Raw genomic sequence first — 10,440 nt, forward strand, 5'->3', positions numbered from 1 at the left:
GCGCATATGACCGATCGGCTGCCGTGTTGACGGCGTGGGGTGCTCGATCGCGCAGTGGGTAAAATGTTAATAAAACTAATTAATTACGTTAATGTATCACAAAAAATCATATCATGATTTTATTGATAACAAGAAACGTTATTGATAAAAGAAGCATTCTCAAAAATAGAGTAATAACAAAATCACCTGGGAAATAACGATGAAACGCAAACACCTTTGGGTATTGAACCCTTGTCTGCTGGCAATGCTTGCGCCGGCGGCTTGGGCAGAAGATCAGAAAACCGGCAACGAAGAGCAGTTGGTGGTCTCCGCCAGCCGTTCGCACCGCAGCGTGGCGGAAATGGCGCAGACCACTTGGGTCATCGAAAGCCAGGAGATCGAACAGCAGGTCCAGGGCGGCAAAGAGATCAAGGACATGTTGGCGCAGCTGATCCCCGGCATGGACGTCAGCGGCCAGGGCCGCACCAACTATGGCATGAATATGCGCGGCCGTTCGATGATGGTGATGATCGACGGCGTACGCCTGAACTCATCGCGCAGCGACAGCCGCCAATTGGATTCTATCGATCCGTTCAATATCGATCATATTGAGGTGATTTCCGGCGCGACTTCGCTGTACGGCGGCGGCAGCACCGGCGGCCTGATCAACATCGTCACCAAAAAGGGGCAACCGGAACAGCAGGTCGAGTTGCAGATCGGCGGTAAAACCGGCTTTGGCGGCCATAACGATCACGACGAGAACGTGGCGGCGGCGGTCAGCGGCGGCAACGACAACGCCTCGGGGCGCCTGTCCGTTTCTTACCAGCGCTACGGCGGCTGGTATGACGGCAAAGGCAACGAGGTGCTGATCGACAACACCCAAACCGGCCTGCAGTATTCCGATCGCCTCGACGTGATGGGCACCGGCACCCTCAACATCGACGATCATCAACAGTTGCAGCTGACCACCCAATACTACAAAAGCCAGTCCGACGGCGACCACGGCCTGTTCCTGGGAGAAAACTTCGCGGCGGTGACCGGCAACGCCAAGGCCTACAACAGCGGTAGCTTAGATTCCGACCGCATCCCCGGCACCGAACGCCATCTGATCAACCTGCAATATTCCAACACCGATTTCCTCGGCCAGGATTTGGTGGCGCAGGTCTACTACCGCGACGAAACCCTGACCTTCTACCCGTTCCCGACGCTGGCGGGCAAAGCGCCGAACTATTACGTCAGCAGCATTGGCGCCTCGCAGCAAAAAACCGACTTCTACGGCGGCAAACTGACGTTAAACAGCAAACCTGTCGACGCGCTGACGCTGACTTACGGCATCGACGCCGAGCATGAGAGCTTCAACGCCAACCAACAGTTCTTTAACCTGGCGAAGGCGCAACAGTCCGGCGGCATGACGCTGGAGAACGCCTACAGCACCGGCCGCTACCCGAGCTATACCACCAGCAATCTGGCGTCGTTCCTGCAGGCCAGTTACGACATCAACCCGATCTTCACCCTGAGCGGCGGCGTGCGTTACCAGTACACCGAAAACAAGATCGACGACTTCGTCGGCTATAACCAGCAGCAGGCGATCGCTACCGGTGCCGCCGCCTCCGCCGACGCCATTCCGGGAGGGAAAACCGACTACAACAATGCGCTGTTCAACGCCGGCCTGTTGGCTCACCTGACCGAGCGCCAGCAAACCTGGTTCAACTTCTCTCAGGGCTTCGAGATCCCGGATCCGGGCAAGTATTACGGCAACGGCACCTACGCGCTGAACGGCGGCCACTACCAGCTGCTGAAAAGCGTTAACGTCGGCGATTCCAGGCTGGAAGGCATCAAGGTCAATGCTTACGAGCTGGGCTGGCGCTATACCGGCGATAACCTGCGCACGCAAATCGCCGCCTACTACTCGCTGTCCGACAAGAGCATCGCCATCAACAAAACCGACATGACCATCAACGTCAATGCGGATAAGCGCCGCATCTACGGGGTAGAAGGCGCGGTGGATTATTTCTTTGAAGACAGCGACTGGAGCGCCGGCACCAACTTCAACGTTATCCGTTCCGAAACCAAGGTCAACGGCGAATGGAAGAAGCTGGTGGTGGATACCGCCAGCCCATCGAAAGTCACCGCCTATGTCGGCTGGGCGCCGGGCGACTGGAATCTGCGCTTACAATCGCAGCAGACCTTCGACGTGTCGGACGACGGTGATTACACCAAGGCCAATTCCACTCAGGGCCGCAAGATCGATGGCTACAACACCCTCGATTTCCTCGGCAGCTATGCCCTGCCGGTGGGGAAAATCAGCTTCAGCGTGGAAAACCTGCTGGACAAGGAGTACACCACCGTTTGGGGCCAACGCGCGCCGATACTGTACAGCCCAACCTACGGTTCGCCTGAGCTGTACAGCTATAAAGGCCGTGGACGTACCTTCGGCTTGAACTACTCGGTGTTATTCTGAGGATAAGGGGCCGGTCTGCCGGCCCCGTTCATTGAGCCGCACCGTTTTTCAGAGAGCAGAAACGACGAAGCCCTGAGTTATCGCTAACTCAGGGCTTCTGAATAGTGGCGGAACGGACGGGGCTCGAACCCGCGACCCCCTGCGTGACAGGCAGGTATTCTAACCAACTGAACTACCGCTCCGCGCCATTCCCTCTTGCGGGGGAACGAGGCGCATATTACGGACGCCTTTCGGTTCCGTCAACGCCTTTTTCTCACCAAATGAACCGTTTGCACAGTTTTTCAACGAAGGTTCATCCGCTGAGGTTTTTTCACGCAAAAACGCCGTTATTCGGCCGGCGCTCCGCGCCACAGGCAGCTGCCGCCCTTCTTCGCCACCAGATCCAGACGCGCCTCGTGCGCCTTCACTTCTTCGTCGCTGGCGTAGACCACTTTCATCGCGGTCGCCGGGCGGACAATGCGCTGTATCTCTTGCGCGGCGTCGTTTTGCTGGGTATCCCCCTCCATCTGGAAGGCTATCGAGGTCTGACCGCCGGTCATCGCCAGATAGACTTCCGCCAGGATCTCGGCATCGAGCAATGCGCCGTGCAGCGTACGCTTGCTGTTGTCTATCTCATAACGGCTGCACAAGGCATCGAGGTTGTTGCGCTTGCCCGGGAACAGGCGGCGCGCCATCAGCAGGCTGTCGGTGATGGTGCAGAAGGTCTCTGTCTTCGGGATGCCCTGCTGCAGCATGCGGAATTCGTGATCCATAAAGCCGATATCGAACGCCGCGTTATGGATCACCAGTTCGCCGCCGCGGATAAAGTCGAGGAATTCCTCGGCAACCTGATCGAAGGTCGGCTTGTCGGCCAGGAAGTCGTCGCTGATGCCGTGTACGCCGTAGGCTTCCGGATCCACCAGCCTGTCCGGCTTGATGTAAACGTGGAAATTGCGCCCGGTCAGGCGGCGGTTAATCACCTCCACCGCACCGATTTCGATGATGCGGTGCCCTTCGTAGTGCACCCCAAGCTTGTTCATACCGGTGGTTTCGGTATCGAGGACAATCTGTCTGGTGGTTGTAGAGATCATATTGCAGTGCTCACAGCGCTCGTTTATGTCAGACTTGGCTTTTATAAAACTGATAGGAAGAGTCTACCAGAGATGCTCAAACAGGTAGAAATTTTCACCGACGGCTCCTGCCTTGGCAACCCCGGCCCCGGTGGCTACGGCGCGATATTACGCTATAAGCAGACGGAAAAAACCTTCAGCGAGGGTTTTCGTCTGACCACCAATAACCGCATGGAAATGATGGCGGCGATCGTGGCGCTGGAAGCGCTGACCGTGCCCTGCGCCGTGACGCTCAGCACCGACAGCCAGTATGTGCGCCAGGGCATCACCAGCTGGATCCATAACTGGAAGAAGCGCGGCTGGAAAACCGCCGACAAAAAGCCGGTCAAGAATGTCGATCTGTGGCAGCGGTTGGATCTGGCCATTCAGCGCCACGAGGTGAAATGGGAATGGGTCAAGGGCCACGCCGGCCACCCGGAGAACGAACGTTGTGACGTGCTGGCGCGCGAAGCGGCCGGTAAGCCGACGCAGGAAGACGTCGGTTACCAACCGGAAGCCTAAGGCAGTTTGCGATAGCTCTTGGTCGCGCCCACCGCGCGGCTGAGAGAAGGTTTTCTCGCCCCCAGTTTCATCGGCGTGGGCGTCAGCGGCAAGGTGCGTTTGCGCGCCACAATCACGCTCATGCAGCCCAGCGCCGGCAAATGAGTGCATAAAAACTTGCCGCCCTTGCGGTGCCATGGCAGCACGTGAAAACGCGCCTGGTACAACACCTCATAATTCAGCAGGCTGAGCCAATCCAGCAGCCGCATCTGGGTAAACATGCGGCTGACATAGGGCTGGCGGCGACGCAATCCGGGCACCAGTTTGCCCAATCCCAGCAGGCTGAACGGATTGAAGCTGCTGATAACCAACCAGCCATCGTCGATCAACACCCTGTCTACTTCACGCAGCATGCGGTGCGGATCGTCCGCATAGGACAGCGTATGCGCCAACAGGCAGGCATCCACCGACTTGGCGGCAAACGGCAGTTGATAAGCATCGGCGATCACCTGCAGCCCTTCCCCCTCCAACCCTACGTTGACCTGATGGGAAATCGCGCATTTATCCGTGGCCAGCTCGGCGCTGAGCATGCCCATCTTCAGCAGATGGAAACCAAACAGCTTTGGCCACCAGGGTTGCAACTGCCGCTCGAGGGCTTCACGATAATATTCCCCCCACGGCAGCTCCGCCCAGGACTGCGGGCCGGTGAGCTTTTGTAGAGTATGGGCTGGTTTCATGATTTATTATCTTCTTTCAAGCCGTTGCCAACGAGAGGTACACCATGAATCTTATCAGCATTCCCGCCTTCCAGGACAATTACATTTGGTTATTGGATGACCGGCAGGGGCGCTGCATTATCGTCGATCCGGGTGAGGCGCAGCCGGTGCTCGAAGCGCTGCAGCGCCTGCAGCTGACGCCGGCGGCGATCCTGCTGACCCACCATCATCACGATCACGTCGGCGGTGTAGCGCAGATCGTGGCGCAATATCCCGGCCTGGCTGTCTATGGGCCGCAAGAAACCGCGGACAAAGGCGCCAACCACATCGTACGCGACGGCGACACCTTTGCCATCGATGGCTGCCAATACAAGACTATCGCCGTCCCCGGCCATACGTTGGGCCATGTGGCATTCTATAGTGCCCCTTATCTGTTCTGCGGCGACACAATTTTCTCCGCCGGCTGCGGCAGGCTGTTTGAAGGCAGCGCCAAACAAATGTACGACTCATTTCAACAACTCGCGCAACTTCCCGATAACACCTTAATTTGCTGCGCGCATGAATATACTCTTTCAAATCTTAAGTTTGCGCGGGCTATTTTGCCGGAAGATCGAGAGATTGAAACATATCAACAACATGTTGAAGCGTTAAGGGCAAAAGGCCAAGCCAGCGTGCCAACCACATTGCAATTAGAGCGCAAAATTAACCTGTTTTTACGTTGCCATGACGCTGATTTACAAAAGAAATTAGGCTTTAATTCACCACCGGAAAGCCTTCATTCAGTTTTTTCCGAATTACGCCTGCGGAAAGATAACTTCTAAGCTTTTAGTTGTGTTATTTAGCGAAGCAAAGTATTATTGCTCGTCTTTTAAGCAACTACATTGACACACACATGAAGGCTAAAGCGATATTTCTCGCCTCAGTCTTGCTAGTGGGTTGCCAGTCGTCCAGGCAGGACGCACCGGCGCCAGAACAGCATGCACAGAGTTTGTCTTCGGCTGGTCAAGATGGTGAAGCAGGAGAGTACACAGCAAATGGCCGAGCGAGCTCGGCGCGGTGGTTGGATAACAACAGTCCCGCCGCGCAACAGGACCTGTGGAACTTCATTAGCGACGAGCTGAAGATGGAGGTTCCGGAAAATTCCCGGATCCGTGATCAGAAAAGAAAGTACTTAAAAAGTAAGAGCTATCTCCACGATGTAACATTACGGGCAGAGCCGTACATGTACTGGATAGTCGGGCAGATTAAGAAACGTAATATGCCGATGGAACTGGTACTGCTACCCATAGTGGAGAGCGCTTTTGACCCCCACGCCACGTCAAGTGCCAACGCCGCAGGGCTATGGCAAATCGTGCCGCAAACGGGTCGCAATTATGGTTTGAAAAACAATCAGTGGTATGACGGTCGACGCGATGTCGTCGCCTCGACAACCGCTGCGCTTAACATGATGCAGCGCTTGAACCGCATGTTTAACGGCGACTGGTTACTGACCGTAGCCGCCTATAACAGTGGTGAAGGCCGCGTGATGCAAGCGGTGAAGGCAAACAAACGCCAGGGTAAGCCAACCAATTTCTGGGCATTGTCGCTTCCGCGTGAAACGTCAATCTATGTCCCGAAAATGCTGGCGCTGAGCGACATCATCAAGAACAGCAAGAAGTACGGTGTGAAACTCCCGAAAACGGATGAAACCCGTGCGCTGGCGCGTATCGATGTCGGGCAGCAGATCCAGCTGACTCAGGCGGCTGAGATGGCGGGGCTTTCAGTCACCAAGATGAAAGCGTATAACCCAGGCTACAAAAAAGGCGTTACGGCACCCAACGGGCCCCATTACATCATGGTTCCCAAAGGGCATGCCGAGCAACTGAAAGACTCGCTGGCCGATGGCCAGATCGCCGTGACTCAGCCAACGACGCAGTTGGCGAAGAACAGCGGTTTGACCGGTGGCAGTTCGTATAAAGTACGCTCCGGCGACACCTTATCGGGCATTGCCAAGCGGCTGAACGTTAAGACCAGCGATTTGCAGAGTTGGAACAACTTACGCGCCAAGAGCGCCATAAAAGTTGGGCAAACCCTGCAAGTGGCCAGCAATACTGGCGGTAACAGCAGTATTACCTATCAGGTTCGTAAAGGTGATTCGCTTGCCAGTATCGCACGTCGTCACGGCGTCGATATTAACGACGTGATGCGTTGGAATTCAACGCTCGGTAAAGGCAACAGCCTTCAACCCGGTCTGAAGTTAACCCTGTTTGTCGGCAACAAGCTGACGCCGGACACCTAAGTTTCCGGCACAAAAAAAGCACCCTTCGGGGTGCTTTTTTATTGCCTGCGATTCACCAGACGGGAGAATCTTTTTCCGGGTGGAACTCCACCAACAGCGGATTGTGATCCGACGCGCTGGTCACCAGTACCGACGCCTCTACGACCCCAAGATTGCGATAAAACACAAAGTCCAGCGGGCGGCCAAAAGCCTTACGGCGGTGATCGTCGGCGAAGCTCACTTCGCGCAGCGCCATCTCACCGGCAAAGTCATACAAGGCATTGATACGTTTGCGGCTCCAGGCGTTGAAGTCCCCGGCCATGATCACCGGCCCCCGGTGGCTGGCGATCTGCTCGCCGATCGGCCCCAGCTGCTTGCTGTAGACGTCGACTCCCAGACTAAAGTTCACCGCATGGATGTTCACCACCATCAACAGCTCGCCGTTATACAGCGGATAAACGGTGATCAGGGCCGACTTGGACAGCCGCAGCAGCGGCTCTCGCTCGCGCAGCGGGCAGCAGTAAACCGGATGAGCGGCCGCCAGCGTCATCACGCCGGAAGGGTGCTGCGGCAACACAAAGGCCGGCACCTGATCGGCCGCCAGATAGTTGGCGGTAGCGTAGCTCACCAGCTCCGGCGTAGTTTGCGCTTCTTGCAACAGCACCAGCTGCGCATCTTTGCCATGGTTTTTCAGCACCGAAAGCCAGTCGGCTCGCTGCTGTTTGAAAATATTCCACACCATAACGCGCAAGGCGCCGGTCGTCGGCAGCGCCGCCCCTGGCGGCAACGGCTGATTAACGGCGCCAGGAAAGATTCGCTCAACTGGCTGGCCTGCAACATACCTCATTGCATAAGTTCGTTTCGGCACGCGATTCGCCTATAACCCATTAGCATGAAACTGGCGATGAAGACTTCGCCAACGGTGAATTGATTATACGCCTGCCCCGCACAGAGGGCATGGCTTTTACAGGCATAACCTTTTCAGTTATAGGGGCCGCCTGCGGCGATTTCAATCTTTTGAGGGTATAGCAGTGTAAAGGTGATGCAGCAGAGGTGAAAAATGCGAAAGAGCCAGCAAAATGCAGACGGGGAAACAGGAATATGCGCAATCAGATTCCTGTGGGTGACGACGATGCTCCGACGTGTTTAAATGACGAAATCGCTAAAAATTTAGAACAGAGTTTGCCTTTGGAGCAAAAATGAAAGCGAATTCGGACGAGCTCATCACCTTCGTCACCGTAGTGGAAAGCGGCAGCTTCAGCAGAGCGGCCGAGCGCCTGCAGCAGGCCAACTCCGTGGTCAGTCGGACGGTAAAAAAGCTGGAGAGCAAGCTGGGGGTAACCCTGCTCAACCGCACGACACGCCAAATCAGTCTGACCCAGGAAGGCGAAAACTACTTTCGGCAGGTGCAGAAAGTGTTGAGCGATATGGCCGCAGCGGAAAATGCGTTGATGGAAAGCCGTCAACGCCCGCAGGGGCTGCTGCGCGTCGATGCCGCAACGCCGGTCGTCTTGCATCTGTTGACGCCGCTGGTCGCCGAGTTTCGTGAACGCTATCCGGAAATGTCCCTGTCGCTGGTCTCTTCGGAAAACTTCATCAATTTGATCGAACGAAAAGTGGATATCGCAATCCGCGTCGGCGAGCTGACGGACTCTACGCTGAAAGCGCGCAAGCTGATGGCCAGCTATCGACGCATCCTGGCCTCCCCCGCCTACCTGGCGCAATATGGCGCGCCAAAGACGGTAGCCGACCTGGAGCACCATTGCTGCATCGGCTTTAACGATCTGCCCAACCTGAACCGCTGGCCGCTGACCTGTGCCGATGGTCGACAACTGGAGATCGTTCCGGGGCTGACCACCAACAGCGGCGAAACCCAGCGCCACCTGTGCCTGCACGGCAACGGCATCGCCTGCCTGTCGGACTTTATGAGTGATGAAGACGTCAAACGCGGGAACCTGGTTCCCCTTCTGGTAGGAGACACGCTGCCACTCGAAATGCCGATCAACGCGGTGTACTACAGCGATAGCGCTGTCAGTAATCGCCTGCGCAGCTTTATCGATTTTATCAGCGAGCGGCTAAAGCGATAAAAAGGCGCCCTCTTGGGGCGCCTGGCATCATGATGTCCAGAGATTAATCCCAGTTAGGGGCCAGGCCTTCCGGGCTGACCAATCGGCCGTTGCTTTCAAGCGCCGCAATCTGCGCCATATCTTCGTCACTCAGCGTCAGTTGCTGCGCTAACAGGTTGCTTTCCAGGTTTTCGCGCTTGGTCGAAGAAGGGATCACCGCGTAGCCCAGCTTCAACGCCCAGGCCAGAACCACCTGTGCCGGCGTCGCATTGTGACGTGCGGCGATGCTTTTGATCGTCTCATCCTGCAACGCTTTGCCATACGCCAGCGTCATATAAGAGGTGATGGCGATACCATGTTGCCGTGCGAACGCCACCACTTTTTCATTCTGCAAGAACGGTGACAGTTCGATCTGATTAGTCGCAATCTGATCGGCGCCAACCGCATCAATCGCCTGCTGCATCAGATCGATGGTGAAGTTAGATACACCAATCTGACGGGTCAGCCCCAATCGCTTGGCTTCCAGCAGTTCAGCCATAAACTCTGCGACAGGCACCTCATCATTTGGCGATGGCCAGTGAATCAGCGTCAGATCGACATACGGGGTCTGCAGCTTGGCCAAGCTATCTCGCAGACTGGGAATTAAGGCGCCCTTAGCCAGATTCGCGATCCAGATCTTGGTTGTGATGAACAACTCGTCACGCGGCACACCGCTAGCGGAGATAGCCTGGCCGACGGCCGCTTCGTTTTCATAGATCTGTGCGGTATCGATAGCCCGATAGCCCAATTCGAGTGCCGTGCTCACAGAGTCGATAACGACCTGATCCTGAAGGCGAAAAGTACCTAAACCAAATGCAGGGATGCTCACAATATTTGCTCTCTCATTAGTGGATAAATAGCGATGCGAGAGAGTATGGCAATATTTTTAGTGAGCAAAAACGCCAGGTTCGGCATAAGACTTTTGATCAACAGGCAACAATATTGAGGAAAGCGGCAGGAACGGCGACAAATTCGACGAGGCTTTATTAATTTTGCATATGAAAAAGCCCTGAGTCAGAGACTCAGGGCTTATCAATTAAGTGGCGGAACGGACGGGGCTCGAACCCGCGACCCCCTGCGTGACAGGCAGGTATTCTAACCAACTGAACTACCGCTCCACCGATTCTTTTACGTTGCATCTTTCGATGCCGGCAATATCGCGCTCTGCGATTTGCGCATTACCAGTCGTCACGCTGATAACGTTTATTTGATGCCTGGCAGTGTCCTACTCTCGCATGGGGAGACCCCACACTACCATCGGCGCTACGGCGTTTCACTTCTGAGTTCGGCATGGGGTCAGGTGGGACCACCGCGCTATTGCCGCCAGGCAAAT

The 10,440-nt window shown here is 55.8% G+C and carries 9 protein-coding genes, 2 tRNA genes and 1 rRNA gene; 5 read left to right on the top strand and 7 right to left on the bottom strand.

Translation table 11 applies throughout. The annotated features are described in order from the left end of the window. Window positions 1–199: 199 nt before the first annotated feature. A complete protein-coding gene (locus tag ACSBQQ_RS14375; protein WP_060429231.1) occupies window positions 200–2,440 on the top strand; it encodes a TonB-dependent siderophore receptor in 2,241 nt (746 codons plus the stop codon). Window positions 2,441–2,545: 105 nt separating this feature from the next. Here ACSBQQ_RS14375 and ACSBQQ_RS14380 read toward each other — a convergent pair. After that, window positions 2,546–2,622, bottom strand: a tRNA-Asp gene (locus tag ACSBQQ_RS14380). Window positions 2,623–2,766: 144 nt separating this feature from the next. Beyond that, on the bottom strand, window positions 2,767–3,510 hold the full coding sequence (gene dnaQ / locus ACSBQQ_RS14385) for a DNA polymerase III subunit epsilon (protein WP_004930195.1): 744 nt from the start codon (window positions 3,508–3,510) through the stop codon (window positions 2,767–2,769). Between the two features lie 72 nt (window positions 3,511–3,582). On the opposite strand from dnaQ, the gene rnhA reads away from it, so the two are divergent. Further along, on the top strand, window positions 3,583–4,050 hold the full coding sequence (gene rnhA, locus ACSBQQ_RS14390) for a ribonuclease HI (RefSeq protein ID WP_033649910.1): 468 nt from the start codon (window positions 3,583–3,585) through the stop codon (window positions 4,048–4,050). Here rnhA and ACSBQQ_RS14395 read toward each other — a convergent pair. Further along, complete coding sequence (locus ACSBQQ_RS14395) at window positions 4,047–4,766, bottom strand: class I SAM-dependent methyltransferase (RefSeq protein WP_033637192.1); 720 nt, start codon at window positions 4,764–4,766, stop codon at window positions 4,047–4,049. The two genes, rnhA and ACSBQQ_RS14395, sit on opposite strands and share 4 nt — an antisense overlap. Before the next feature lie 44 nt (window positions 4,767–4,810). Between ACSBQQ_RS14395 and gloB the strand changes: the two genes are divergently transcribed. Then, the gene (gloB, locus tag ACSBQQ_RS14400; protein ID WP_060387313.1) at window positions 4,811–5,566 is read left to right on the top strand and encodes a hydroxyacylglutathione hydrolase; all 756 of its coding nucleotides are present in this window, start codon (window positions 4,811–4,813) and stop codon (window positions 5,564–5,566) included. Window positions 5,567–5,637: 71 nt separating this feature from the next. Continuing rightward, window positions 5,638–7,023 (top strand): murein transglycosylase D, encoded by a 1,386-nt coding sequence (gene mltD, locus ACSBQQ_RS14405; protein ID WP_033653353.1) that lies wholly within the window; start codon window positions 5,638–5,640, stop codon window positions 7,021–7,023. 52 nt (window positions 7,024–7,075) lie between these two features. Here mltD and ACSBQQ_RS14410 read toward each other — a convergent pair whose 3' ends face one another. Continuing rightward, a complete protein-coding gene (locus tag ACSBQQ_RS14410; protein ID WP_028127832.1) occupies window positions 7,076–7,870 on the bottom strand; it encodes an endonuclease/exonuclease/phosphatase family protein in 795 nt (264 codons plus the stop codon). A 331-nt stretch (window positions 7,871–8,201) separates the two neighbouring features. Here ACSBQQ_RS14410 and yafC point away from each other — a divergent pair, with 331 nt between their 5' ends. Then, a complete protein-coding gene (gene yafC / locus ACSBQQ_RS14415) occupies window positions 8,202–9,089 on the top strand; it encodes a DNA-binding transcriptional regulator YafC (RefSeq protein WP_033637190.1) in 888 nt (295 codons plus the stop codon). 43 nt (window positions 9,090–9,132) lie between these two features. Here yafC and dkgB read toward each other — a convergent pair whose 3' ends face one another. The 3 genes from dkgB to rrf form a co-directional block, all read right to left on the bottom strand. Next, window positions 9,133–9,936, bottom strand: a complete 804-nt coding sequence (gene dkgB, locus ACSBQQ_RS14420) for a 2,5-didehydrogluconate reductase DkgB (protein WP_060429233.1) — start codon at window positions 9,934–9,936, stop codon at window positions 9,133–9,135. A 212-nt stretch (window positions 9,937–10,148) separates the two neighbouring features. After that, window positions 10,149–10,225: transfer RNA gene (locus tag ACSBQQ_RS14425), tRNA-Asp, on the bottom strand. A 94-nt stretch (window positions 10,226–10,319) separates the two neighbouring features. Further along, a 5S ribosomal RNA gene (gene rrf / locus ACSBQQ_RS14430) occupies window positions 10,320–10,435 on the bottom strand. Window positions 10,436–10,440: the final 5 nt, after the last annotated feature.

It is taken from the genome of Serratia sp. G204Y, from assembly GCF_051172435.1.
Taxonomy (GTDB): domain Bacteria; phylum Pseudomonadota; class Gammaproteobacteria; order Enterobacterales; family Enterobacteriaceae; genus Serratia; species Serratia sarumanii.

Coding starts and splice junctions, on each gene's coding strand:
- yafC (WP_033637190.1), top strand. CDS start 8,202: ATGAAAGCGAATTCGGACGAGCTCATCACCTTCGTCACCGTAGTGGAA.
- rnhA (WP_033649910.1), top strand. CDS start 3,583: ATGCTCAAACAGGTAGAAATTTTCACCGACGGCTCCTGCCTTGGCAAC.
- ACSBQQ_RS14395 (WP_033637192.1), bottom strand. CDS start 4,766: ATGAAACCAGCCCATACTCTACAAAAGCTCACCGGCCCGCAGTCCTGG.
- mltD (WP_033653353.1), top strand. CDS start 5,638: ATGAAGGCTAAAGCGATATTTCTCGCCTCAGTCTTGCTAGTGGGTTGC.
- dnaQ (WP_004930195.1), bottom strand. CDS start 3,510: ATGATCTCTACAACCACCAGACAGATTGTCCTCGATACCGAAACCACC.
- gloB (WP_060387313.1), top strand. CDS start 4,811: ATGAATCTTATCAGCATTCCCGCCTTCCAGGACAATTACATTTGGTTA.
- ACSBQQ_RS14375 (WP_060429231.1), top strand. CDS start 200: ATGAAACGCAAACACCTTTGGGTATTGAACCCTTGTCTGCTGGCAATG.